Source organism: Streptomyces sp. NPDC107498, from assembly GCF_055582805.1.
The window spans coordinates 91,045-115,479 of the sequence record NZ_JBVJPE010000007.1; the positions used below are offsets into that span (position 1 = coordinate 91,045).

Here is a 24,435-nt window from a genome sequence, read left to right on the forward strand (position 1 = left end):
CATGACGAACCCCTCCCTCCTGGTGCCGTACTACGAGCACCCGTCCGAACGCCCCGAGGCCTGGTCGGCGCTCGTGGGCGCGGCGCCGTCCCTGTACGGCGTCGTCCTCAACCCGGCGAGCGGCGTCGGCGAGGCCCCCGACCCGGCGTTCGCCGAGGCCGCGGGGCGGCTGCGGGCGGCCGGGGTGCGGGTCCTCGGCTACGTGGACACCGCCTACGGGCGCCGCCCGCACGCCGAGGTCGTCGCCGAACTGGTCCGCCACCGCGACTGGTACGGCGCCGACGGCGCCTTCCTGGACCAGGTGGCGACCGCACCCGCCGCCCTCGTCCACTACCGCCGCATCGCGGTCGCCGCCCGCGCCGCCGGGGCCGCGACCCTGGTCTTCAACCACGGCGCCCACCCGGATCCCGGCTACGAGGCGCAGGCGGACCTCCTCGTCACCTTCGAGGGCCCCTGGGACACGTACCGGACGCTCGACCTGCCGGTCGCCGCCCACTACTGCCACCTCGTCTACGCGGCCCCGGCGGACTTCCGCCCGGCCACCCCGGTGCACTGCGCCGTCCCGGGCACGGGCGCGCACCCCTGGGGCACCCTCCCGCACCTCCTGGAGCCCGCCCGATGAGGCACGCCCGCCCGATGGTCCTGCTCACGGCGGTCCTGCTCCTCGTCACGGCCTGCACGGCCGCCCCCGCCCCGGACTCCAAGACGACCGGCGACCGTTGGCGGCCGGCCCCCGGGCTCGCCTGGCAGTGGCAGCTCAGCGGCCGGCTCGACCCGGCCGTCGACGTCCCGGTGTACGACATCGACGGCTTCGACCACCCGGCGTCGACCGTCGCCGACCTCCACCGCCGGGGCCGCAAGGTCATCTGCTACCTCTCCACCGGCGCCTGGGAGGACTTCCGCCCCGACGCCGCCGACTTCCCGAAGGCCCTCCTCGGGAGGGGCAACGGCTGGGAGGGCGAGCGCTGGCTCGACATCCGCCGCACCGACCTCCTCGCGCCCCTCGTGGCGAAACGCCTCGACATGTGCCGGGACAAGGGCTTCGACGCCGTCGAACCCGACAACATGGACGGCTACGCGAACCGCACCGGCTTCCCCCTGACCGCCGCCGACCAGCTCCGCTACAACCGCCTCGTCGCCGGAATGGCCCACGAGCGGGGCCTCGCGGTCGGCCTCAAGAACGACCTGGACCAGATCCCGCAGCTGCTCCCGGACTTCGACTTCGCGGTCGACGAGCAGTGCGCGGAGTACGACGAGTGCGGCCGTCTCACCCCGTTCGTCGCGGCGGGCAAGGCCGTCTTCCACGTCGAGTACGAGCTGACGACGGACCAGTTCTGCCCCCGGGCCCGGAAGCTGGGCCTCAGCTCCCTGCGGAAGCGGTACGAGCTCGATGCCTGGCGCCAAGCCTGTTAGCCGGCCGACCCCAGCGTCAGCGCGATCAGGGTCGCCGTCGCCGCCGTCTCCTCCACCGCGCCGAACACGTCGCCCGTCACCCCGCCGAAGCGCCGCACGCACCGGCGGAGCAGCAGCGCCGCCGCGCCGAGGCCCGCGCCGACCGCCAGGACGTCGCGGACGGCGTCGTACGGGGAGAGCAGGAGGCCCGTCGCGGCGCCGAGGACCAGGACCAGGGCGGTCGTGAGGGTCGCGGAGCGGGTCGGGACCGTCGCGGCGACGATCGCGCCGAGGCCCTCGGGGCGGGCCGCCGGGACGCCGTGACGGGACGCGTGGGTGAGGGCGAGGCGGGCCACGGTGGCGGCGAGGGCCGCGCCGACGGTGCCGCGCTCCCAGCCCTCCCCGTACAGCTCGTACAGCGCGGCGACCTGGGCGAGCAGGACGAGGACCAGGGCGATGACGCCGAACGGGCCGATGTCCGACTGCTTCATGATGCGCAGCGCGTCCTCGGCCGGCTTGGCGCTGCCGAGGCCGTCGGCGGTGTCCGCGAGGCCGTCGAGGTGGAGGCCCCGGGTGAGCAGGGCGGGGACGGCGGTGGTGACGACGGCCGCGAGCAGCGGCCCCGAGCCGAGCAGCAGGAACGCCGCGCCGGCCGCGGCGGAGCACAGCCCGACGGCCAGCCCCGCGAGCGGGGCGCTGAGCATGCCGGCGCGCGCCGCGTCCCGGTCCCAACGGGTGATGCGGGCGGGGAACACGGTGAGGGTGCCGAAGGCGAAACGCAGGCCGTCCATCCGGGCAGGGTAATCGCCGCCTCCGAACGGTAGATTGCGCATATCTCCCATATCGGAAGCGGGTGGCATGGGTCACTGGTTCTCCCGGAACATCGTCGAGCCGGGCAAGCTCCCGACGCTGCTCGCTCTGACCTCCTTCGTCCTGACATTCCTGGTCACCCGTACCGTCACCCGGCTCATCCGGGCGGGGAAGGGACCCTTCCGGAACGTCTCCTCCGGGGGCGTCCACATCCATCACGTCGTGCCGGGCGTCGTCCTCACCGTCCTCGGCGGATTCGGCGCGGTGGCCAGTGACCGGCACGGCGTCGGCGCGGCCGTCTTTGCCGTCGTCTTCGGGATCGGCGCCGGGCTCGTCCTGGACGAGTTCGCGCTCATCCTCCACCTCGACGACGTGTACTGGACGGACGAGGGCCGCAAGAGCGTCGAGGTCGTCGTCCTCACCGCGGCCCTGGTCCTGCTGACGCTGAGCGGCTTCTCGCCGCTCGGCGTCGACGACATGACGGCGGAGGAGCGCCAGGACCGGGCGGCCTTCATCCTCACCGTCGCGCTGAACTTCCTCATCGTCCTGATCACCCTGATGAAGGGGAAGGCCCGGATGGCCGTGTTCGGGACCCTGATCCCGTTCGTGGCGATCATCGGCGCCGTCCGGCTGGCCCGCCCCGGCTCCTGGTGGTCCCGGCGCCTCTACGGCCGCCGCCACCGCGCCAGGGCCCGCTCCCGGATCCGTGCCTACCGTCACGACAAGCGCTGGACCAAGGTGCGCCGCCGCCTTCAGGACCTGATCGGCGGCTTCCAGGAGCGCGTGCCCGGCCGGGGCTCGACGCCGTCCTGACCCCGCCCCCGCCGGGCCCGGACCGCGATCAGGACGAGGACGGCGGCGATCGCCGCGATGTGCTCCTTGCCCGCCAGGTTCGCCTTGACCGCCACCTCGATCACCATCGCGAGCACCACCAGCGCGGCCGTCCACCGCGCCCCGTACCGCCAGCAGACGTAGACGGCCAGGCCCACCACGGCCGCCGAGGGGCCGGTGTCGACGACCTGCGCGTCGGAGGCGGGCAGCCCGAAGGGACCGTCCGGGCCGAGGGCGATGCCCACGCGCGCGTAGAGCGTGCCGGCCAGCGTCGCCAGATAGGCGACGGCGAGCGTCCGCCACCGCCCGAGGCAGATCTCGGCGATCCCGAACACCAGCAGGACCTGCGCGAGGGCGCCCCAGACGGGCAGGTCGAGCGCGGGCACGAACAGCGACGGCGGCGTCCGCAGCAGCGCGAGCCACAAGGGGTCCTCGGCCCGTACGGAACCGATGTCCTGGACCGGCTGGTAGCCCCAGTCCTGGTTCTGCACGAGCTGGAACAGGGCGGTCAGGCAGACGGCGGCCAGCGTCATCGGGACCGCCCTCCACCTCCTGGTGACGAGCGCCGTCCGCACGGTGGTGAACAGCGGCCCCCACTCGCGGCGGGCGACATCCCGCAGGGCTGCTCTCAACGCCCGCTCTCCAGGTGCCTGCGGTGCATCCACTTCGGCAGACCGGGGGCCTCCAGGAAGCCCTCGGCCCGCCCGGCGGCGAGGCCGATGCGCAGCAGGTCCGCACTCTTCTCGAAGAGCATGAATCGGGGCTCCCAGATCGGTCGGTACTTGGCGTTGGCGCGGTACAGCGACTCGATCTGCCACCAGCGGGAGAAGAAGCTGAGCAGTGAACGCCACGTGCGCAGCACGGGTCCCGCCCCGAGCTTCGAGCCACGTTCGAAGACGGAGCGGAACATCGCGAAGTTGAGCGAGACCTGAGTGATCCCGATCTCCCTGGCCCGCTGGAGGAGTTCGATGACCATGAACTCCATCAGGCCGTTCTCGGAGTCCCGGTCACGGCGCATCAGATCCAGCGAGAGCCCCTTCGGGCCCCAGGGGACGAAGGACAGCACGGCCCGCAGCGCACCCTGCGCGTCGGTGCACTCCAGCATCACGCAGCGGCCGTCCCGGGGATCGCCCAGCCGGCCGAGCGCCATCGAGAAACCGCGCTCGGTGGCCCCGTCCCGCCAGTCGTCCGCCTTGCGCAGCAGCTCGGCCATCTCCTCGGCGGGGATCTCCTCGTGGCGCCGGATCCGGACCTCGTACCCGGCCCGCTTGACCCGGTTGAAGGCCTGTCGGACCGTCCGCATCGCCCGGCCGTCCAGGGTGAACTCGTCGGTCTCCACGATCGCCTCGTCGCCCAGCTCCAGGGCGTCCAGGCCGTGCCGGGCGTAGATCATCCCGGCCTCCTCGCTCGCGCCCATCACCGCCGGGATCCAGCCGTGCTCGCGCGCCTCGGCGAGCCAGGGCTCGATGGCGCCCGGCCAGGCCTCCGGGTCGCCGATCGGGTCGCCGGAGGCGAGCGAGACGCCGCCGACCACCCGGTAGGCGATGGCCGCCTTCTCGCTCGGCGACCACACGACGCTCTTCTCGCGGCGCAGCGCGAAGTAGCCGAGCGAGTCGCGCTCGCCCTGCTTGTCGAGCAGGAGCCGCAGCCGCTCCTCGTCCTCCTCGGTCAGCGGGTCGACGGCACGCCGGGAGCGGAAGGCGGCGAAGAGCACCGCGAAGAGCAGCAGCGTCGACAGGACGTTGATGGTGACGTCGACCCAGCCCGGGGGGTTGATCCCGGCGAACCGGGAGTCGTCGGAGGCCAGCGTGACCAGCCGCATCAGGCCGTACTTCCAGCGTTCGAGGAAGGTGGAGTGGCCGGTGGAGTCGTTGGTGACGGTCACCAGGAGGGCGGCGAGCAGCGAGGTGACGAGCAGTCCGCCGACCGCCACCCCGGCCGCGAGCCTGGGGTTGGAGCGGTCGCCCTTCGCGTAGAACTCCTTGCGCCCGAGCAGCAGCGCGAGGACGAACGCGGCGGTGAGGCCCAGCGAGATCCAGTTCTGCGCGTGCTGCCGGATCTCCGGGAAGAGCATCACGAGGGCGAAGAGCAGCAGGAAGAGCCCGCTGAGCACCAGGTTGAGGATCCACGCGGCCCGCTTGCGGCGCCGCATGGTGATCGCCAGGAAGAGCGTGAAGACGCCCGGGGCGAAGCCGGCGGTGAGCATGTACGGGGTGAAGTAGTCGTCCTCGTTGTGGCGGCGCAGGTCGTTGCCGAACGAGACCCACACGGCGCTCAGGAAATTGATGAACGTGACGACACGCAGGTACCAGACGGCGAAGGCGGCGGCGCGCCGCGAACGGGCGGTCGTGCTCCGGGGTGCTGCATCGGCAGACAAGCGGACTTCTCCCATGAAAAGCGATCATATGGGGCAGTGCTTGCGGTATGGAGACGCCCGGGGCGGTCACGCGCGTCGCACGCGACCGCCCCGGAGGCGACCGTTCCCTTCCGTCCGCGCTCAGGCCTCCGCGGCGCCGTCGGCCTCGCCGGTGTTCGGGTCCGGACGCTCGGGCAGCTCCGCGGCGAACGCCGCAGCGGCCTGAACGAGGGGAAGTGCGAGCAATGCCCCGGTTCCCTCACCCACATGGACGCCGTGATCGAGCAGGGGGTTGAGCGCCATCCGGTCCAGGGCCTTCGCCTGCGCCGGCTCCCCGCTCACCTGGCCCGCCAGCCACCAGTCCGGCGCCCGGAACGCCGCCCGCTGCGCCACCAGCGCACAGGCCGCGCCCACCACGCCGTCCAGGATCACCGGCATCCGCCGCACCGAGGCCTGCAGCAGGAACCCGGTCATCGCCGCCAGGTCCGCCCCGCCGACCGCCGCGAGCAGCTCCAGCTGGTCGCCCAGGACCGGCCGGGCCCGCCGCAGCGCGTCCCGGATCGCCGCGCACTTGCGCATCCACGCCAGGTCGTCGATCCCGGCACCGCCCCGACCGGTCACCACCGAGGCGTCCGTCCCGCACAGCGCCGCGATCAAAGTGGCCGCCGGGGTCGTCCCGCCGACGCTCAGGTCCCCGAGCACCACCAGATCGGTGCCGGAGTCCGCCTCCTCGTCGGCGATCGCGACGCCGAGCCGGACCGCCGCCTCGGTCTCCTCGACCGTCAGCGCGTCCGCCACGTCGATCCGGCCGCTGCCGCGCCGCACCCGGTGCCGCACCACCTCGGCGGGCAGCAGCTCCGGGTCGCAGTCCAGACCGGCGTCCACGACCCGCACCGGCACGTCCATCGAGCGGGCGAGGACGGCCACCGGGCTCGCCCCGTCGAGCACCGCGCGCACCAGCTCGTGCGCCGTGCCCGCCGCGCGGCCCGACACGTCGAGCGAGGCCACCCCGTGGTCGCCCGCGAACAGCACGACCTTCGGCTGCTCGATCGCCCGCACCTCGACCGAGGCCTGCGCCGCGGACAGCCACTCGCCCAGTTCGTCCAGCCGCCCGAGCGCCCCCGGCGGCACGGTCAGCCGCTCCCTGCGCTCCTCGGCGTCACGCCGTATCCCGCCGTCGGGGCGCTCGATCAGATCGGAGAAGTCGTCCAGGTTCAAGGGTTCCGCCTAGTGACAGGTCAGCGAGGGCCATCAGCGATCGGAACCCTACCCGCGCAGTACGAGCGCCTGGCCCGCGACCACGAGGACGACCTCCTCGCACTCCTCCGCGAAGGACGCGTTCAGCCGGCCCAGCTCGTCCCGGAACCGGCGGCCCGCCGCCGTCGCCGGCACCACCCCGGAGCCGACCTCGTTCGTCACCGCCACGACCGTGCGGCGCGTCGCCCGCACCGCCGCCACCAGCTCCGCCGTCCGCTCCCGCAGCGCCGCCCGCCCGCCGTTCGCCCAGGTCTCGTCGTCCCACGCGCCCACCCGGTCCATGGCGTCCGTCAGCCACAGCGACAGACAGTCGACGAGCAGCGCCGGACCGTCCTCCACGAGCAGCGGCACGAGCTCGCAGGTCTCGGCCGTGCGCCACGAACCGGGCCGCCGCTCCCGGTGCAGCCCGACCCGCTCGGCCCACTCCGGGTCGCCCTCCCGGGTGCCGCCCGTCGCCACGTACAGCACCTCGGGGAAGGTCTCCAGGCGCCGCTCGGCCTCCACCGACTTCCCCGACCGGGCCCCGCCCGTCACCAGGGTCCGCCGGGGCACCTCCGGCAGCTCGTGGTAGTCGCCGACGTACAGCGTCGTCCCGTCCGGCACCGCCCGCGCCCCCGCCGCCGCGAGCCGCCGGTCCAGCTCGGCGCCCGTCGGCACGTCGTGGTCCAGGTGCACCGCGACCACCTCGGTGGCCGGGCCCACCGCCCCGGCCGCCCGCAGCCGGGCCAGCCCGTCGGGCCGCCCGGTCACATCGGCGACGACCATGTCGTACGGATCGCGGTGCTCGCCCGCGATCCCCGCGGGCGCGCCCCCCGGCGGCAGGTAGAGCAGCCGCTCGCCGTCGGCCGAGGTCACCTCGTACCCGGTCCCCGGGGAGTCCATCGGCACGGCCCGCACCCGGTGCCCGCTGATCAGCGTCAACTCGCGTCCGTCCGGCACCCGCCCGGCCGTCGGAAGCCCGGCGGGCACCTCGACGGCCGGCCCGTCGTGCGGATGGGTGAGCAGCACCTGCCGCACCCCCACCAGCGAATGCCCCGACCGGGCCGCGGCGAGGGCGGCCCCCGGGGTCAGGTCGAGCAGCAGCGCACCGTCCACGAGGAGCGCGGTCGCGGCCCGCGCGCGCGACCCCCGGGAGCGCGCGCACACGGCGCAGGGGCAGTCGGGACGGGGGAGGCCGAGCGGGGCGCCGGTGCCGAGCAGAGTCAGTTCCACCCTCAGATCCTCCCGCGCCGCCGCGAGGCGTGCGCGCCCGGCTACGCTGCGGGCAGGAAACCGATCATCCGGTGAGCTTCAGGAGGCTTGCATGGCATGGACGTGGCGGTTCGAGAAGTCCGACGGCACGGAGGTCGAGCCGGTGGTGACCCCCGAGGAGTTCACCACCCAGGGCGACGCGGAGAGCTGGATCGGCGAGCACTGGCGTGACCTCCTGGGCGGCGGCGCGGACCAGGTGACCCTTTCGGAGGACGGCGCGAAGATCTACGGCCCGATGCCCCTCGACGCGGAGGGCTAGAACACCGGGCGCCGAAGGGGCGCGGGGCCACCCCCCGCGCCCCGTCGCCCGCGGCACCGGTCGGGTCCTACATCTCGCCCAGGGTGACCCGCGCCTTGCGCGCCGCCCCGCCCCGCACGTACCCCACCGTCACCACGTCCCCCGGCTTCATCGAGGCCAGCGCCTCCGAGAGCGACGTGATCGTCGTGACGTCGTCGTCGCCGAGGCGCGTGATCACGTCGCCCGGCTTCAGCCCCGCCCTCCCGGCCGCCCCGTCCGCCGGCGCCTCGACCACCGCGACGCCCGCCGGTTCGTAGCCGTCGTTCAGGACCGTGCGGCCGGTGATGTCGAGGGCCGCCCGCCCCGAGTCCGTCACCCTGCCGTTCCTGACGATCTGGTCCGCGATCGTCCGCACCATCGACGCGGGGATCGCGAAACCGATGCCGGGCGCCGAGCCGCCGCCCAGCTCGGGGTCGGTCGCGGCGAGCGTGGGGATGCCGATGACCTCGCTGTCGAGGTTCACGAGGGCGCCCCCGCTGTTCCCGGGGTTGATCGCCGCCGACGTCTGGACCATGTTCCCGATGGTCGCGCCGGTGCCGCCGCCGGTCCGTCCCTCGCTGACCGTCCGGCCGGTCGCCGAGACGATGCCCTGGGTCACGCTGCCGGACAGGCCCAGCGGGGAGCCCATCGCGAGCACGATCTGCCCCATGTCGACGGTGGCGGAGTCGCCGAACTTCGCCGCCCTCACCCCCTGCGGCACGCTGTCCAGCTTGAGCACGGCGAGGTCCTGGTCGGGATACGAGAAGACGAGCCGCGCGGTCACGGGCTGCCCGCCGGTGGCCGCCGTGACCTTGAAGCCCTTCTCCTGGCCGACCACGTGCGCGTTGGTGACGACGTGCCCCTCGGCGTCGTACACGACGCCGGAGCCGAGGCTGTTCGCCGCCTCGATCTGCACGACGGACGGCAGGACGTTCCTGATGACGGCCCGGTAGTCGTCCTGGAGTTCGTTGGCGGCGAGCGGCGCCGCCGCCCGGGTGGACCGCTCCGGAGCGGACGCGCCCCCGTCGGCGGAGGTGCAACCGCCGGCCAGCGCGACGGCACAGGCCCCGGCGGTGAGGGGGAGGAGGGCACGACGGGCCCGGGCACGGGCGTGGGCACGGGAGACGTCCATGTCCGGAGTATCCGATTGCGCCCCGTCCCCGGCCCGGCGAGCGCACCCGATCAGGGGTGCGCGACCCCCCGCTCGGTCAGCCCCGCACCCCGCACAGGTGCAGCAGCGCCGCGAGCCGCCGGTACGGCTCCGTGCGCCCGGCCCGGTCCTCGGCGGCGAGCAGCCGCTCCAGCTCCTCGGCGGCGGGCAGGCCCGCGTCGGCGGGGACGTCGTCCGTGAAGACCCGCACCCCGTACCAGGCGTGCAGCGGCGCCGCGATCCCCGCGAGCGTCGCCGTGAGCGCGTCCAGCCGGTCGGCCCGCACCTTCACGCCGTTGTCGTCCGTGTAGACGTCGGAGTCGAAGGCCCCGAGCGCCCCGGACCAGTCCCCGGCGAGCCCCGGCCGCATCGCCAGGGCCTCCGCGTTCCGTACCACCAGGGACAGCAGGCCGCCGGGCGCCAGCATCCGGGCCAGGCCCGCGAGCAGCGCGTCGGGCTCGTCCGCGTACATCAGCACGCCGTGGCAGAGGACCACGTCGAAACTGCCGGGCAGGAAGTGCACCCCGGTCTCGCGCCCGTCGCCCTCGATCAGCCGGACCCGCTCACGGATCCCGGCGGGCTCCGTCGCCAGCGACTCCCGCGCCGCCTTGAGGAGCTCCGGATCGGCCTCCAGACCGGTCACGGTGTGCCCGGCCCGGGCGAGGCGCAGGGCCTGGACGCCCTGCCCCATGCCCGCGTCGAGGATCCGCAGGCGCTGGCCCACGGGATAGCGGGCGGTTATCTGCTCGTCGAGCTGACGGGCGACGATCTCCTGCCGGATGGTGTCGCGCAGCCCGCCGGGACCGGCGGGCCAGTGCGCGACGACGGGCAGCACCGGGCCGCCCGACCTCGACGTGGCCTCGCCGAACGCGCGCCCGTCGAACTCCGAGCTGTCGGCGCTCAGGGTCGCTCTCCGCGCTTGACCTGCGGCTTCGGCAGACGCAGTCGGCGCATCTGGAGCGTGCGCATCAGGCCGTACGCGATGGCACCGCGCTTCGGCTCGTTCGGGAAGCGCTCGTTCAGCTGCTTCCGCAGACGGAGCCAGATGCCGATCGAGTCGATGACGATCAGGATGATCACACCGAGCCACAGCAGCAGGGAGATGTTCTGCAGCGCCCGGTTGGCGTTGCCGAACAGCGACAGCACGAGGATCACCACGGCCATCGGCAGGAAGAACTCGGCGATCGCGAACCGCGAGTCGACGAAGTCGCGCACGAAGCGGCGCACCGGCCCCTTGTCGCGGGCGGGCAGGTAACGCTCGTCGCCACTGGCCAGCGCCTCGCGCTGCCGGGCCAGGTCCGAGCGGCGTGCGTCGCGCTGGCGCTTGGCGGCCTCCTTGCGGTCGGTCGGCACCGTCGCGGCGCGCCGGCGCTGGGACTGCGCGTCGCTCCGCTTCGGGGTCGGGCGGCCCTTGGGGGCCTCGGGGTCGCGGGGCTGCTTGGTGGAGAGGTCCGCCGTCACCTTGTCGGTGGGGGCCTTCTCGTCCTTCGAACGGCTACGGAACACAAAACCCAAGGGTACGGGGTGGCGGGCATGAACCTCGTGCGGGCCGGGAACGATCCGCTAACAGACGGCGTCTTCGGGCGTACGTACGTGAGGACGGGCGCGGTCTCCCCCGAGACCCACCTACTCCCTGCGCGGGAGGGAGCACCGCCCGCAGTCGTCCTTGGGGAGGAGCGCATCCCGCTCCGAACAGTGCGGTAATGGAGACAGGGCCCGTACTGTGGATCCTGTCGAAGAGCTGGAGCCGAAGTCCGTCAGAAGGGGGCGCGCGAAGCCCATGAGCGGTGTCATGAAGCGTATGGGGATGATCTTCCGCGCGAAGGCGAACAAGGCCCTTGACCGGGCCGAGGATCCGCGCGAGACGCTCGATTACTCCTACCAGAAGCAGTTGGAGCTGCTGCAGAAGGTGCGGCGGGGCGTCGCCGACGTCGCCACCTCCCGCAAGCGGCTCGAACTCCAGCTGAACCAGCTGCAGGGCCAGTCCGCCAAGCTGGAGGACCAGGGCCGCAAGGCGCTGGCGCTCGGCCGCGAGGACCTGGCGCGCGAGGCGCTGTCCCGGCGGGCCGCGCTCCAGCAGCAGGTCAGCGACCTGGAGGTGCAGCACCAGACGCTGCAGGGCGAGGAGGAGAAGCTCACCCTCGCCGCCCAGCGCCTCCAGGCCAAGGTGGACGCCTTCCGCACCAAGAAGGAGACCATCAAGGCGACCTACACGGCGGCCCAGGCGCAGACCCGGATCGCCGAGTCGTTCTCCGGCATCTCGGAGGAGATGAGCGACGTCGGCCTGGCGATCCAGCGGGCCGAGGACAAGACCGCCCAGCTCCAGGCGCGCGCGGGCGCGATCGACGAGCTGCTCGCCTCGGGCGCCCTGGACGACCAGTCCGGGCTCGCGAAGGACGACATCCAGGCGGAGCTGGACCGGCTGTCCGGCGGCACGGACGTCGAGCTGGAGCTCCAGCGGATGAAGGCCGAGCTGGCCGGGGGCTCCTCGGCGCAGCAGCAGGCCATCGAGGGCGGTGGCGCGGCCGCGCCGCAGGACCGCACCCAGCAGCAGTCCCACCCGCGCTTCGAGAAGTAGGCGACAGACAGGACGCGTCATGATCGTACGGATCATGGGGGAGGGCCAGTGGAAGCTGGCCGACAGCCACTTCGTCGAGCTGAACAGGCTCGACGACGAGCTGCTCGAAGAGATGCAGGCGGGGGACGAGGAAGGGTTCCGGCGCACGCTGTGCGCCCTCCTCGACGCGGTCCGGCGGCTCGGCGAGCCACTGCCGGACGCTGCGCTGGAGCCTTCGGAGCTGATCCTCCCGGCTCCGGAGGCGAGCCTGGACGAGGTCCGCGAGATGCTCTCCGAAAACGGCCTCATCCCCGGCTGACCCCTCCCGCCGAGGGGTTGCCCACCCCTCTGCGGGCTGCGCCCGCCGGTCCCCCGTTGTGGGCTGCGCCCACCCACCCCCCCGTTGTGGGCAACTGTTCCGCTGGGGCGAAGGGGATCCCCCCTGCTCGAGCGAAGCCGAGAGCTTGGGGGACCCCCTCGCCCAGCGGGATGATTGCCCACAACGGGGGCGGGCGGGGGGCACCGCCCCGCCGGGCGCGGCCCACACGGCGGGCGGGCCCACCGGGAGGCGGGAGCGCACCGCCCCACAGGGCGCCGCCCCGTACCGTTGTCTCCCGTGACCTCCACCGGCACCCTCCACGCCCGCCTCCGTGACCGGTTCCGCGCGCATCCGCTCGCCTTCGACGCGGTGATCGCCGCCGGCTCGCTCGTCGCCATGGTCGCCGGGTCGTTCACCGACCCGCACGGCAGCCCGGACGGGCCGACCTTCGGGGACCGCACCCCCGACGTGTGGAGCGTGCTCATCATGATCGCGGGCGCCGTCGCCCTGGTGTGGCGCCGGCGGAACCCCTTCGCGGTGCTCTCCTTCACCGTGGCGATCAGCCTCGTCGAGCTGGTCGACGAGAACCGGCCCGCCCCGATCGCGATGAGCGCCGTCGTCGCGCTCTACACGGTCGCCTCCCGCACCGACCGGCCCACCACCTGGCGGGTCGGCCTCGCCACGATGGCCGCGCTCACCGCCGCGGCCATGGCCTTCGGCCCGACCCCCTGGTACGCCCAGGAGAACCTCGGCGTCTTCGCCTGGACCGGGATGGCGGCGGCGGCCGGGGACGCCGTCCGCAGCCGCAGGGCCTTCGTGGACGCCATCCGGGAGCGGGCCGAGCGGGCCGAACGGACCCGCGAGGAGGAGGCCGGGCGGCGGGTCGCCGAGGAGCGGCTGCGGATCGCCCGCGACCTGCACGACGTCGTCGCCCACCACATCGCGCTGGTGAACGTGCAGGCCGGGGTCGCCGCCCACGTCATGGACAAGCGCCCCGACCAGGCCAAGGAGGCCCTCGCGCACGTCCGCGAGGCCAGCCGCTCCGCCCTGGACGAACTGCGCGCCACCGTCGGCCTGCTGCGCCAGTCCGGCGACCCGGAGGCCCCCACCGAGCCCGCCCCGGGCCTCGCGGTCCTCGACGGGCTGCTCGACAGCTTCCGCAAGGCCGGCCTCCCCGTCGCCCTGGCCCGCGCCGACGAGGGCCTGACGCTGCCGGCGACCGTCGACCTCGCCGCGTACCGGATCGTGCAGGAGGCCCTGACCAACGTGCGCAAGCACGCGGGGCCGGACGCGAAGGCCGAGGTGAGCATCGTCCGGGTGGGCCGTACGGTCGAGATCACCGTCCTCGACGACGGTGCCCCCCGGACCGTCCCGCCGCAGGCCGTCGAGCGGCCCCCGGTCGGCGGCCACGGGCTGCTCGGCATGCGCGAGCGGGTCGGCGCGCTCGGCGGCACCCTCACCGCGGCCCCCCGTTACGGCGGCGGCTTCCGCGTCCAGGCGATACTGCCGGTGACGTCCCGCACGGGGGAGGACCGCGCATGACCATTCGCGTACTGCTCGCCGACGACCAGGCCCTGCTCCGCAGCGCCTTCAAGGTCCTCGTGGACTCCGAGCCCGACATGGAGGTCGTCGGGGAGGCGCCCGACGGCGACGGGGCGGTCGCGCTGGCCCGCTCCACGCGGCCCGACGTCGTGCTGATGGACATCCGCATGCCGGGCACCGACGGCCTCGCCGCCACCCGGACGATCACGGCGGATCCCGAGCTGGCCGACGTACGGATCGTCATGCTGACCACCTTCGAGGTCGACGAGTACGTCGTGCAGTCGCTGCGCGCCGGCGCCTCCGGCTTCCTCGGCAAGGGCGCCGAGCCGGAGGAGCTGCTCGGCGCGATCCGGATCGCCCACGCCGGAGAGGCGCTGCTGTCCCCGGCCGCCACCAAGGGCCTGATCGCCTCCTTCCTCGCGCAGGGCGGCCGGGACGCGGACACCGGCGACGCGGTCGGCGGCGCCCGCACCGAGCGGCTCTCCGCGCTCACCGCCCGGGAGCGCGAGGTCCTCGTCCTCGTCGCGGGCGGCCTGTCGAACGACGAGATCGCCGAGCGGCTCGACGTCAGCCCGCTCACCGTGAAGACGCACGTCAACCGGACCATGGCCAAGCTCGGCGCCCGCGACCGGGCCCAGCTGGTGGTCACCGCCTACGAGTCCGGTCTCGTACGCCCCCGGGTGGAGTGAGCGCGTACTCCAGACGCGGTATGCGCGGCATAAGGATCTGGGCCCGGGGGCCGAGGATTTCCGGCCGGGGATGGCAGATCGTATGAGTGGGGGGCACCTCCGGCGGATCCACCGGGTCCGGGCCGGGGTCTTGGCTGCTCCCGCCTGTCGACGAGTACGCCACAGAAGAGAGACCCCATGTCCTGGCTGTCCAGATTCAGCCTCGCGCAACGGGCCCTGATCGGGCTGATGTCCATCGTCGCGATCGTGTTCGGGGCGATCGCGATCCCGCAGCTGAAGCAGCAGTTGTTCCCCTCGATCGAGCTGCCCATGGTCTCGGTCCTCGCCCCGTACCAGGGCGCCTCTCCCGATGTGGTCGAGAAGCAGGTCGTCGAGCCGCTGGAGGACAACCTCAAGGCCGTCGACGGCCTCAAGTCGGTCACCTCCACCGCCTCCGAGGGCATGGCCGTCGTCATGGCCTCCTTCGACTACGGCGACGAGTCGACGAAGCAGCTCGTCGCCGACGTCCAGCAGGCCGTGAACCGGGCCCGCGCCCAGCTGCCCGACACGGTCGACCCGCAGGTGATCGCCGGTTCGACGGACGACATGCCCACCGTCGTCCTCGCCGCCGCCTCGGACAAGGACCCGCAGGCCCTCGCCGACCAGCTGGAGCGGACCGTCGTGCCCGCCCTGGAGGACATCGCGGGCGTCGGCCAGGTCTCCGTCAGCGGCGCCCAGGACCTCCAGGTCTCCGTCACCCCGGACGAGCGGAAGCTCGCCGCGGCCGGGCTCAACACGATGAGGCTCGCCGAGGCCCTGCGCTCCGGCGGCGCCACGATGCCGGCCGGCGCCTTCGCGGAGGCCGGGAAGTCCCGCACGATCCAGGTCGGCGGCGGCTACACCTCGCTGCGGCAGATCGAGGACCTGCGCATCCCGGCGGCCGTCCCCGGCAAGGGCAGGGCGGTCCGCCTCGGCGACGTCGCCACCGTGAAGCAGGAGGAGTCCCCGCGCACCTCCCTCACGCGGACGAACGGCAAGCCCAGCCTCGCCGTGTTCGCCACCATGGACAAGGACGGCAGCGCCGTCGCGATCTCCGACGCCGTCGAGAAGAAGCTGCCCGAGCTGCGCCGCGACCTCGGCGCCGGCGCCGAGCTGACCGTGGTCTCCGACCAGGGACCGGCCGTCGCCAAGGCCGTCTCCGGCCTGACCACTGAGGGCGCGCTCGGCCTCGTCATGGCCGTCCTGGTGATCCTGGTCTTCCTCGCGTCGATCCGCTCGACCCTGGTGACCGCGGTCTCCATCCCGCTCTCGGTCGTCCTCGCCCTCATCGTGCTGTGGACCCGGGACCTCTCGCTGAACATGCTGACGCTCGGCGCGCTCACCATCGCCATCGGCCGGGTCGTCGACGACTCGATCGTGGTCCTGGAGAACGTCAAGCGGCACCTGGGCTACGGCGAGGAGCGCCAGAGCGCCATCCTCACCGCGGTCCGCGAGGTGGCGGGCGCCGTCACCTCCTCGACCCTCACCACCGTCGCCGTCTTCCTGCCGATCGGTCTGACCGGCGGCATGATCGGCGAGCTGTTCGGCTCGTTCTCGCTGACGGTCACGGCGGCCCTGCTCGCCTCGCTGCTCGTCTCCCTGACCGTGGTCCCGGTGCTCTCGTACTGGTTCCTGCGCGCCCCCAAGGGCACCCCGGAGGACCTGGCGGAGGCCCGCAGGCTGGCCGAGGAGAAGGAGGAGAAGAGCCGCCTCCAGCGCCTGTACGTCCCGGTCCTGCGGTTCGCGACCCGGCGCCGCCTCATGAGCCTGGCCCTCGCGCTCGTCGTCCTGGTCGTCACCTTCGGCATGGCCCCGTTCCTGAAGACGAACTTCTTCGACCAGGGCGAGCAGGAGGTGCTCAGCATCCAGCAGGAGCTGGAGCCCGGCACCAGCCTGAGCGCCTCCGACGAGGCCGCGAAGAAGATCGAGAAGCTCCTCGCGGACACCGAGGGCGTCAAGGACTACCAGGTCACCGTCGGCTCCTCCGGCTTCATGGCGGCCTTCGGCGGCGCCACCGGCTCCAACCAGGCCTCGTACAAGGTGAGCCTGGACGACTCCGCCTCGTACGAGAAGACGCGCGACGCCATCGAGAAGGGCCTCGACGCGCTCGACGGGGCCGGCGACACCACCATCGCCGCCGGCGACGGCTTCGGCTCCCAGGACCTGCGCGTGGTCGTCAAGGCCGCCGACCCGGAGGTCCTCAAGAAGGCCTCCGAGCAGGTCCGGGGCGCGATCGCCGGGCTGAAGGACGTCACCGACGTCCAGAGCGACCTCTCGCGGTCCGTCCCGCGGATCTCCGTGAAGGCGAACGCCAGGGCGGCCGACGCCGGCTTCGACACCACCTCGCTCGGCGCGGTCGTCGCCCAGGCCGTCCGGGGCACCCCGGCCGCCAAGGCGGTCCTCGACGACAGCGAGCGGGACGTCCTGATCACCTCGGCGCGCCCGGCCACCACCCTGGCCGCGCTCAGGGCGCTGCCGCTCGGCCCGGTGAAGCTGGGCGACGTCGCCACCGTCGAGCTGGTCCCCGGCCCGGTCTCGATGACCCGGATCGACGGGGCGCGCGCCGCGACGATCACGGCCAAGCCGGTCGGTGACAACACCGGCGCGGTGAGCGCCTCCCTGCAGTCGAAGATCAGCGCGCTCGACCTGCCGGAGGGCGCCACCGCGACCATCGGCGGCGTCTCCGAGGACCAGAACGAGGCCTTCCTCAACCTGTTCCTGGCGATGCTCGCGGCCGTCGCGATCGTCTTCATGCTCCTGGTGGCGACCTTCAGGTCGCTGGTCCAGCCGCTGATCCTGCTGGTCTCGATCCCGTTCGCGGCGACCGGTGCGATCGGCCTGCTCGTGGCCACCGGCACGGCGATGGGCGTCCCGGCGATGATCGGCATGCTGATGCTCATCGGCATCGTCGTCACCAACGCGATCGTTCTGATCGACCTGATCAACCAGTACCGGGCGCAGGGCCTGGGCGTCGTCGAAGCGGTGATCGAGGGCGGCCGGCACCGGCTCCGCCCGATCCTGATGACCGCCCTGGCGACGATCTTCGCCCTGCTGCCGATGGCCCTCGGCATCACCGGCGAGGGCGGCTTCATCGCCCAGCCGCTGGCGGTGGTGGTGATCGGCGGTCTGATCACCTCGACGCTGCTGACCCTGCTCCTCGTCCCGACGCTCTACGCGATGGTGGAGCTCCGCAAGGAGCGCCGCGCGAAGAAGAAGGCGGCGAAGCGGGCGGCGAAGTCCGGCGGGGCGCCGGTCCCGCCGCAGTCGAAGGAGGAGCCGGCCACGGTCTGACCCGCACGGGTCCTCGTACGGCACGAGGAAGGGGCGCCCCACGAGCTCGTGGGGCGCCCCTTCCGGCGTACGAACGGGAGAACCGTTACGGCAGAACCGTTACGGCAGGGCCAGCATCCGCTCCAGGGCGAGCTTGGCGAAGCTCTCCGTCTCCTTGTCGACCTGGATCTGGTTGACGAGGTTGCCCTCGGCCAGGGACTCCAGGGTCCACACCAGGTGGGGGAGGTCGATGCGGTTCATGGTCGAGCAGAAGCAGACCGTCTTGTCGAGGAAGACGATCTCCTTGTCCTGGTCGGCGAACCGGTTCGCCAGCCGCCGGACGAGGTTCAGCTCCGTGCCGATGGCCCACTTGGAACCGGCCGGGGCCGCCTCCAGGGTGTTGATGATGTACTCGGTCGAGCCCACGTAGTCCGCGGCGGCGACCACCTCGTGCCTGCACTCGGGGTGGACGAGCACGTTCACGCCCGGGACGCGCTCGCGCACGTCCTCGACCGAGTCCAGCGAGAAGCGGCCGTGCACCGAGCAGTGGCCCCGCCACAGGATCATCTTGGCGGCGCGCAGCTCCTCGACGGTGAGCCCGCCGTTCGGCTTGTGCGGGTTGTACAGCACGCAGTCGTCCAGGGACATGCCCATGTCGCGGACGGCGGTGTTGCGGCCCAGGTGCTGGTCCGGCAGGAAGAGCACCTTCGTCGTGCCGGGCTCCCCCTGCTCGAAGGCCCAGTTCAGGGCCCGCTCGGCGTTGGACGAGGTGCAGATCGTGCCCCCGTGCTTGCCGGTGAAGGCCTTGATGTCGGCCGAGGAGTTCATGTACGAGACGGGCACGACCTGCTCGGCTATGCCGGCCTCGGTCAGCACGTCCCAGCACTCGGCGACCTGCTCGGCGGTGGCCATGTCGGCCATCGAGCAGCCGGCCGCGAGGTCGGGCAGGACGACCTTCTGGTCGTCGCCGGTGAGGATGTCGGCGGACTCGGCCATGAAGTGCACACCGCAGAAGACGATGTACTCGGCCTCGGGCTTGGCGGCGGCGTCGCGCGCGAGCTTGAAGGAGTCACCGGTCACGTCGGCGAACTGGATGACCTCGTCGCGCTGGTAGTGGTGACCGAGCACGAAGACCTTGTCCCCGAGCTTCTCCTTCGCGGCGCGGGCGCGCTCCACGAGGTCCGGGTCGGAGGGCGACGGCAGATCGCCGGGACACTCCACGCCGCGCTCGCTCTTCGGGTCGGCCTCGCGACCGAGCAGGAGCAGGGCGAGCGGCGTCGGCTGGACGTCGAGTTCATGACGGGGTTGGGCCGTGGTCACGTCACGCACCCTTTCTTCGGGGAGCCTTTTCGTCGAAATGACGCTATCTATCATAACCCGCTTCGCGCCCCGGGGACGATGTCCATAGTGTCGATGTGACGAATTCGCTGTCCGCGCTCCCGGACGGGGTGTGCGAGCATGAAAGAGGGAAGACCCCACTCGGCCCGGAATGAATCCGGGGCACCGTCGGTTGCAACCGTCGGCAAGCAGTCTCCGTACACACCGGGAGAGAAGCAGATGTCCGTATCGGACGAGAAGACCACTGTCAGCGACGGCATCCTCCTGTCCGACGCCGCCGCGGCCAAGGTCAAGGCCCTCCTCGAACAGGAAGGCCGCGAGGACCTGGCCCTGCGCGTCGCCGTTCAGCCCGGCGGCTGCTCCGGCCTGCGTTACCAGCTGTTCTTCGACGAGCGCTCGCTCGACGGCGACGTCGTGAAGGACTTCGACGGCGTCAAGGTCGTGACCGACCGCATGAGCGCCCCGTACCTCGGCGGCGCGTCGATCGACTTCGTCGACACGATCGAGAAGCAGGGCTTCACCATCGACAACCCGAACGCCACGGGCTCCTGCGCCTGCGGCGACTCGTTCAGCTGAGTCTGTGCGTGCGTGAGGGCGGCGGCCCCGGGAATGCCCGGGGCCGCCGCCCTCACTCGTGTCCGGGGGCCGTCAGCGCCCCGGCACCGGCTGCCCGCTCGCCGCGTCGACCACCGGCCGCCCGCCCAGCGGACCCCGGAGCTCCACGGTCAGCGTGATCTCCTTGGCGACCGCGATGCACGCCCGCCCGGGGTCGGACTTCTCGTCGATCCGCACGGCCACCTCCTCCGGCGACTCCACCGCCTTCGCGGTGTACGTGCTGCACACCCCGCCCCAGAAGGTGACCGACAGCTTCCGGCCGTCCTCCGCCGCCCGGTACGACTCGATCCGCCGGGCCGGCGCCGTGCCCTCGTCCGGCGAGGGCTTCACCGGCGGCGCCAGGTACTCCGGGGCGACCGCCGTCTCCGTCACCGTGTACGGCGCCGCGTCCACCGGGTCCGCCGTGAACAACCACGCCGGTACGAGCACCCGCTCGCCCGCCACGTCCTGCGCGGCCAGACCGAACACCGCGCCCGTCACCGGGACCTCGGTCGGCGGAGCCGTGTCCACGGCGGACCGGCAGGGCGCGGCCGGGTCGGTCCTCCCGCTCCCGTCGACCGGCGCGGGGCCGACCTTCCCGCTCCCGTCGACCGGCGCGGTGCCGCCCCCGCCGCTTCCCTCGACCCCGGCCGGCGGGTCCGTCGCACAGCCGCCGATGCCGACCGGGCCGGTGCCCTTCGCGTCCTCGTTCAGCTCCGCGAGCGCCTTCGCCGCCCCGATCACCGGGTACGTGTCACCCTTCACCGGCTCCTTCAGCGTCCCGCTCCCGGCCACCGCCCGGCCGTCCGGACCGATCTGGAGCCCCGTCGACCAGCCGTGGGTCGGCAGCCCGTCCACCACCGGATCGGCGTTGACCACCCGTACCGAACCGTTGATCACCTGGGTCGCCGTCACCTTCGCGTCGTCCTGGCCCAGGGCCTTCAGGACGGGGGCGGCCGCCGCCTTCGCCGCCGCCTCGCTCACCGGCGAACCGCCGCGCGGGGGCCGCGCCTCTCCCGGCGGGGGGCACGCCCTGCCCTTGAGGCAGGCGTCGCCGACCGGGCCGCCGTCGTACCAGGAGTACGTCCAGTTCCCCGGGGCCGCCTTCGCCACGTCCAGGCGCGGACCCCGACCGTCCTTCTCCGGCCGGATCGTCCAGACGTCCCCGACCGCCACGGGCCGGCCCTCGATCCCGAGCACCTCGGCCAGCCTGGTCACCTCCGCCGAGGTGACCAGGCCCTCGGGCCGGTGGACCGCGGCCGAGGAGGGCCCTTGGGGGAGTGGGCCCTTGGACTTGTAGACCGTCCCGTGCGCGCCGCCGCTCGGATCCGGCTCACCGGGGGCGATCCCGGGACCGCCGTCCGTTCCGCCGCCCGCAACGCCGCCACCGGCCTCCAGGGCCAGGGGCGGCGGCGACCCGGCCGCGTCGGCGGCCTTCCCGGCCGCCCCGGCCGGCGTGGCCCCGCCGGACGCCGTGGCGGCCAGATAGACGCCACCGCCCCCGGCGAGCAGGACACCCGCCGCCACCGAGGCGGCCAGGACGTTCCGCCGCCTCCGCACGTTCTCCGTACCGCTCACCGCAACGCTCCCTCGTCTCGACCGGACGCCGATGGGACGGAGCGGACGCGCGGACGGTTCCGTCCGTCAGCCGCCGTACTCGACGGTGGCGTCGATCAGCCGGGCCGAGGCCGCCGGAACGACGACCCCGTGGATCGACGCGGGGGAGACCCGAACGGGGTCCGGGCCGTCCGGAGCCACCCAGTGGGGAGCCATCCGGGCGCCGTCCCCGCGCAGCTGGGCGAGGCTCAACTCGGACTCGTGACGCTCACGGGGAGCGGGGTACGTGGTCATGGGCGCACCGTATGCACCGCACCGCCCCGGGGAAAAGCCCTACTCTGGGGTAGTTTCCACTGTTCGGCAGGACGCCCCCCACCCGGTAGCGTGAACTGTCGTTCTCTCCGCCGCCCGTCACCACCTCCGTTCGAGCGCCCCGCGCGCCCCTACTGAATTCCGCAGGAGCACCCAGCCGTGCGTATCGCAGTCACCGGCTCCATCGCCACCGACCACCTGATGACCTTCCCCGGCCGGTTCGCCGACCAGCTCGTGGCCGACCAGCTCCACACGGTGTCCCTCTCCTTCCTCGTCGACAACCTGGACGTCCGCCGGGGAGGCGTCGCCGCCAACATCTGCTTCGGCATGGGGCAGCTCGGCAGCCGCCCCCTCCTGGTCGGCGCGGCCGGCTTCGACTTCGACGAGTACCGCGCCTGGCTCGACCGGCACGGCGTCGACACCGACTCGGTGCGCATCTCCGAGGTCCTGCACACCGCCCGCTTCGTCTGCACCACCGACAAGGACCACAACCAGATCGGCTCCTTCTACACCGGCGCGATGAGCGAGGCCCGGCTGATCGAGCTCAAGGCCGTCGCCGACCGCGTGGGGGGCCTCGACCTGGTCCTCATCGGCGCCGACGACCCCGAGGCGATGCTCCGCCACACGGAGGAGTGCCGGACCCGGTCCATCCCCTTCGCCGCCGACTTCTCGCAGCAGATCGCGCGCATGGACGGCGAGGAGATCCGCACCCTCCTCGACGGCGCCACCTACCTCTTCTCCAACGAGTACGAGAAGGGCCTCATCGAGTCCAAGACCGGCTGGACCGAGGCGGAGATCCTCTCCCGCGTCGGCCACCGCGTCACCACGCTCGGCTCGCGCGGCGTGCGCATCGAGCGGGTCGGCGAGACCCCCATCGAGGTCGGCTGCCCCGAGGAGACGGCCAAGGTCGACCCCACCGGCGTCGGCGACGCCTTCCGCGCGGGCTTCCTCACGGGCCTGTCCTGGGGCGTCGGGCTGGAGCGGGCGGCGCAGGTCGGCTGCATGCTGGCGACGCTGGTGATCGAGACGCTGGGGACGCAGGAGTACACGCTGCGGCGGGCGAACTTCATGGAGCGGTTCACGAAGGCGTACGGCGAAGAGGCGGCCACGGAGGTCCAGTCCCACCTCCTCTGACCCCACCCCCGCCGGGTGCGGGCCCCCGCCCGGGGGCCCGCACCCGGCGGGGCGCGCCGGGGCGCCGTCCCGGCGGGTTACGAGACCCGGCGACCACATGGCGGGCTACGAGACCCGGCGGACCACGTACGCCGTCCCGCCCCCCGCCCCCGCCGACTCCCCCACGTACTCCTGCCCCCGCATCTCGCACCACGCCGGAATGTCCAGCCGCGCCGCCGCGTCGTCCGAGAGCACCGTCACCGTCCCGCCCACCGGCACGTCGCCGATGACCTTCGCGAGTTCGATCACCGGGATCGGGCACCGCTTGCCCAGGGAGTCCACGACGAGCGAGCCCGGGGCCGACGGGGCCGACGGGGCGGAGGCGGGGGCCCCGAGCCGTTCCCGCACCCCCGCCACCACACCCGGCAGCACGTCCAGGAAACGGTCCACGTCCTCCTCCGAGGTCCCCACGGGCAGCGACACCCGGACGTTCCCCTCGCTCAGGACCCCCATCGCGCGCAGCACGTGGCTGGGCGTCAGCGTCGAACTCGTACACGACGAACCGGATGAAACGGAGAAACCCTCCCGGTCCAGCTCGTGCAGGAGCGTCTCCCCGTCGACGTACAGACAGGAGAAGGTGACGAGGTGGGGGAGCCGGCGCACCGCGTCGCCCACCACCTCCACGTCCGGCACCAGCCGGGGCACCCGTGCCCGGATCCGGTCCACCAGGGCCCGCAGCCGCGCCCCTTCGGCCGCCGCCTCCGCCCGGACCGCCCGCAGCGAGGCCGCCGCCGCCACGATCGCCGGCAGGTTCTCGAAGCCCGGCGCCCGGCCCGACTCCCGCTCGTCCGAGGGCCCTTGCGGCGCGAACCTGACCCCCTTCCGCACGGCGAGCAGCCCGACCCCCGCGGGCCCGCCCCACTTGTGCGCGCTCGCCGCGAGCAGCGACCAGCCGCCGTCCACCGGACCCCAGCCCAGCGACTGGGCCGCGTCCACGAGCAGCGGCACCTCCGCCGTCCGGCAGGCCTCGGCGACCTCGGCCACCGGCTGCTCGGTCCCCACCTCGTGGTTGGCCGACTGGAGGCAGGCCAGGGCCGTGCCGGGGACGAGCGCGGCCGCGAAGGCGTCCGCGTCCACCGCGCCCGACCGGCCCACCGGCACCTCGGTCACCGTGCCGCCCGCCGCCGCGTGCGTCTCGCCCGCGTGCAGGACGGAGGAGTGTTCGACCGCGGAGACGACGAGCCGGTTTCCGACACGCCGACGTCCCGCGAGCGCGCCGGAGACTCCCGCGTGAACCGCGCGCGTCCCCGAAGGAGTGAACACGAGCTCGTCCGGACGGCACCCCACGGCCTCCGCGGCGGCCTCCCGGGCCGCGTCGAGCAGCAGCCGGGCGCGCCGCCCCTCCCGGTACAGCCGGGCGGGGTCGGCCCAGCCCTCGTCGAGGGAGGCGAGCAGCGCCTGACGGGCGACGGGGTGCAGCGGGGCGGCGGACGCGGCGTCGAAGTACGGCATCCGCCCACGGTAGGGCCTGGGGACGACCGTCCCCCCGACGACCCGGGGACGAGCGCCCCCGCCCCCGGGGACGGACGCTCCCCGTCACCCCCGTACGAGCGCCCCCGCCACCCCCGGCGCGGACGCCCCCGCCACCCCCGGCGCGGACGCCGCCCGTCGCCCCGGGCGCGGACGCCCGCCCCCGCCCCACCCCCGGATGAGCCCCCGTCAGAAGCCCCTCCCTCCGGGGCGTCAGCCCGCCGAACGGGCGCCTCCGGTGCTCCTCCGGAAGGACGGAGTCCACCCCTTCG

General features: G+C 73.4%; 23 protein-coding genes. 11 read left to right on the forward strand and 12 right to left on the reverse strand.

Annotated elements, in window-relative coordinates:
* Window position 1 precedes the first annotated feature (1 nt).
* Window positions 2-622: a spherulation-specific family 4 protein gene (locus ACZ66Z_RS14760; protein WP_469934355.1), complete on the forward strand. Its 621-nt coding sequence runs from the start codon at window positions 2-4 to the stop codon at window positions 620-622.
* Entirely contained in the window at window positions 619-1,413 is a 795-nt protein-coding gene (locus tag ACZ66Z_RS14765) for an endo alpha-1,4 polygalactosaminidase (RefSeq protein ID WP_469934356.1), read from the forward strand. The genes ACZ66Z_RS14760 and ACZ66Z_RS14765 overlap by 4 nt, the downstream gene beginning before the upstream one ends.
* On the opposite strand, the gene cobS is transcribed toward ACZ66Z_RS14765, so the two are convergent.
* Window positions 1,410-2,183 (reverse strand): adenosylcobinamide-GDP ribazoletransferase, encoded by a 774-nt coding sequence (cobS, locus tag ACZ66Z_RS14770; RefSeq protein ID WP_469934357.1) that lies wholly within the window; start codon window positions 2,181-2,183, stop codon window positions 1,410-1,412. The two genes, ACZ66Z_RS14765 and cobS, sit on opposite strands and share 4 nt — an antisense overlap.
* Window positions 2,184-2,250: 67 nt before the next feature.
* Here cobS and ACZ66Z_RS14775 point away from each other — a divergent pair, with 67 nt between their 5' ends.
* Window positions 2,251-3,015 carry a hypothetical protein gene (locus tag ACZ66Z_RS14775; protein WP_469934358.1) on the forward strand — a complete coding sequence of 255 codons (765 nt, stop codon included), beginning with the start codon at window positions 2,251-2,253 and terminating at the stop codon, window positions 3,013-3,015.
* On the opposite strand, the gene ACZ66Z_RS14780 is transcribed toward ACZ66Z_RS14775, so the two are convergent.
* The 4 genes from ACZ66Z_RS14780 to ACZ66Z_RS14795 form a co-directional block, all read right to left on the reverse strand.
* The gene (locus ACZ66Z_RS14780; RefSeq protein ID WP_469934359.1) at window positions 2,955-3,665 is read right to left on the reverse strand and encodes a hypothetical protein; all 711 of its coding nucleotides are present in this window, start codon (window positions 3,663-3,665) and stop codon (window positions 2,955-2,957) included. The two genes, ACZ66Z_RS14775 and ACZ66Z_RS14780, sit on opposite strands and share 61 nt — an antisense overlap.
* On the reverse strand, window positions 3,662-5,425 hold the full coding sequence (locus ACZ66Z_RS14785; RefSeq protein ID WP_469934360.1) for a phosphatidylglycerol lysyltransferase domain-containing protein: 1,764 nt from the start codon (window positions 5,423-5,425) through the stop codon (window positions 3,662-3,664). Before ACZ66Z_RS14785 ends, ACZ66Z_RS14780 begins: the two co-directional genes overlap by 4 nt.
* Before the next feature lie 105 nt (window positions 5,426-5,530).
* A complete protein-coding gene (gene cobT / locus ACZ66Z_RS14790; RefSeq protein WP_469934361.1) occupies window positions 5,531-6,607 on the reverse strand; it encodes a nicotinate-nucleotide--dimethylbenzimidazole phosphoribosyltransferase in 1,077 nt (358 codons plus the stop codon).
* A 48-nt stretch (window positions 6,608-6,655) separates the two neighbouring features.
* Entirely contained in the window at window positions 6,656-7,858 is a 1,203-nt protein-coding gene (locus ACZ66Z_RS14795) for a bifunctional adenosylcobinamide kinase/adenosylcobinamide-phosphate guanylyltransferase (protein WP_469934362.1), read from the reverse strand.
* A 91-nt stretch (window positions 7,859-7,949) separates the two neighbouring features.
* Here ACZ66Z_RS14795 and ACZ66Z_RS14800 point away from each other — a divergent pair, with 91 nt between their 5' ends.
* Window positions 7,950-8,156, forward strand: a complete 207-nt coding sequence (locus tag ACZ66Z_RS14800) for a hypothetical protein (protein ID WP_024758380.1) — start codon at window positions 7,950-7,952, stop codon at window positions 8,154-8,156.
* Between the two features lie 67 nt (window positions 8,157-8,223).
* Here the strand turns inward: ACZ66Z_RS14800 and ACZ66Z_RS14805 are convergent, their stop codons facing one another.
* The 3 genes from ACZ66Z_RS14805 to ACZ66Z_RS14815 all read right to left on the reverse strand — a co-directional run bounded on the left by ACZ66Z_RS14805 (window position 8,224) and on the right by ACZ66Z_RS14815 (window position 10,830).
* Window positions 8,224-9,306 carry a S1C family serine protease gene (locus ACZ66Z_RS14805; RefSeq protein ID WP_469934363.1) on the reverse strand — a complete coding sequence of 361 codons (1,083 nt, stop codon included), beginning with the start codon at window positions 9,304-9,306 and terminating at the stop codon, window positions 8,224-8,226.
* 76 nt (window positions 9,307-9,382) lie between these two features.
* Window positions 9,383-10,159, reverse strand: a complete 777-nt coding sequence (locus ACZ66Z_RS14810) for a class I SAM-dependent methyltransferase (protein ID WP_469934364.1) — start codon at window positions 10,157-10,159, stop codon at window positions 9,383-9,385.
* Window positions 10,160-10,224: 65 nt separating this feature from the next.
* Window positions 10,225-10,830: a DUF3043 domain-containing protein gene (locus ACZ66Z_RS14815; RefSeq protein WP_469934365.1), complete on the reverse strand. Its 606-nt coding sequence runs from the start codon at window positions 10,828-10,830 to the stop codon at window positions 10,225-10,227.
* Window positions 10,831-11,104: 274 nt separating this feature from the next.
* Between ACZ66Z_RS14815 and ACZ66Z_RS14820 the strand changes: the two genes are divergently transcribed.
* The 5 genes from ACZ66Z_RS14820 to ACZ66Z_RS14840 all read left to right on the forward strand — a co-directional run bounded on the left by ACZ66Z_RS14820 (window position 11,105) and on the right by ACZ66Z_RS14840 (window position 17,740).
* Window positions 11,105-11,902: a PspA/IM30 family protein gene (locus tag ACZ66Z_RS14820; protein ID WP_469934366.1), complete on the forward strand. Its 798-nt coding sequence runs from the start codon at window positions 11,105-11,107 to the stop codon at window positions 11,900-11,902.
* Between the two features lie 19 nt (window positions 11,903-11,921).
* Complete coding sequence (pspAA, locus tag ACZ66Z_RS14825; protein ID WP_469934367.1) at window positions 11,922-12,200, forward strand: PspA-associated protein PspAA; 279 nt, start codon at window positions 11,922-11,924, stop codon at window positions 12,198-12,200.
* A 297-nt stretch (window positions 12,201-12,497) separates the two neighbouring features.
* Window positions 12,498-13,742, forward strand: coding sequence for a sensor histidine kinase (locus ACZ66Z_RS14830; RefSeq protein WP_469934368.1), 1,245 nt, complete (start codon window positions 12,498-12,500; stop codon window positions 13,740-13,742).
* Window positions 13,739-14,431: a response regulator gene (locus ACZ66Z_RS14835; protein WP_469934369.1), complete on the forward strand. Its 693-nt coding sequence runs from the start codon at window positions 13,739-13,741 to the stop codon at window positions 14,429-14,431. The genes ACZ66Z_RS14830 and ACZ66Z_RS14835 overlap by 4 nt, the downstream gene beginning before the upstream one ends.
* Before the next feature lie 177 nt (window positions 14,432-14,608).
* On the forward strand, window positions 14,609-17,740 hold the full coding sequence (locus tag ACZ66Z_RS14840; RefSeq protein WP_469934370.1) for an efflux RND transporter permease subunit: 3,132 nt from the start codon (window positions 14,609-14,611) through the stop codon (window positions 17,738-17,740).
* Window positions 17,741-17,839: 99 nt separating this feature from the next.
* On the opposite strand, the gene nadA is transcribed toward ACZ66Z_RS14840, so the two are convergent.
* A complete protein-coding gene (nadA, locus tag ACZ66Z_RS14845) occupies window positions 17,840-19,048 on the reverse strand; it encodes a quinolinate synthase NadA (protein ID WP_469934371.1) in 1,209 nt (402 codons plus the stop codon).
* A gap of 228 nt (window positions 19,049-19,276) precedes the next feature.
* Here nadA and ACZ66Z_RS14850 point away from each other — a divergent pair, with 228 nt between their 5' ends.
* On the forward strand, window positions 19,277-19,633 hold the full coding sequence (locus tag ACZ66Z_RS14850) for an iron-sulfur cluster assembly accessory protein (RefSeq protein WP_073806813.1): 357 nt from the start codon (window positions 19,277-19,279) through the stop codon (window positions 19,631-19,633).
* A gap of 72 nt (window positions 19,634-19,705) precedes the next feature.
* Here the strand turns inward: ACZ66Z_RS14850 and ACZ66Z_RS14855 are convergent, their stop codons facing one another.
* The gene (locus tag ACZ66Z_RS14855; RefSeq protein WP_469934372.1) at window positions 19,706-21,229 is read right to left on the reverse strand and encodes a hypothetical protein; all 1,524 of its coding nucleotides are present in this window, start codon (window positions 21,227-21,229) and stop codon (window positions 19,706-19,708) included.
* Window positions 21,230-21,295: 66 nt separating this feature from the next.
* Entirely contained in the window at window positions 21,296-21,502 is a 207-nt protein-coding gene (locus ACZ66Z_RS14860; protein WP_469934373.1) for a hypothetical protein, read from the reverse strand.
* Window positions 21,503-21,679: 177 nt separating this feature from the next.
* Here ACZ66Z_RS14860 and ACZ66Z_RS14865 point away from each other — a divergent pair, with 177 nt between their 5' ends.
* Window positions 21,680-22,654: a carbohydrate kinase family protein gene (locus tag ACZ66Z_RS14865; RefSeq protein ID WP_469934374.1), complete on the forward strand. Its 975-nt coding sequence runs from the start codon at window positions 21,680-21,682 to the stop codon at window positions 22,652-22,654.
* A 105-nt stretch (window positions 22,655-22,759) separates the two neighbouring features.
* Here the strand turns inward: ACZ66Z_RS14865 and ACZ66Z_RS14870 are convergent, their stop codons facing one another.
* Complete coding sequence (locus ACZ66Z_RS14870) at window positions 22,760-24,145, reverse strand: aminotransferase class V-fold PLP-dependent enzyme (protein ID WP_469934375.1); 1,386 nt, start codon at window positions 24,143-24,145, stop codon at window positions 22,760-22,762.
* Window positions 24,146-24,435 lie beyond the last annotated feature (290 nt).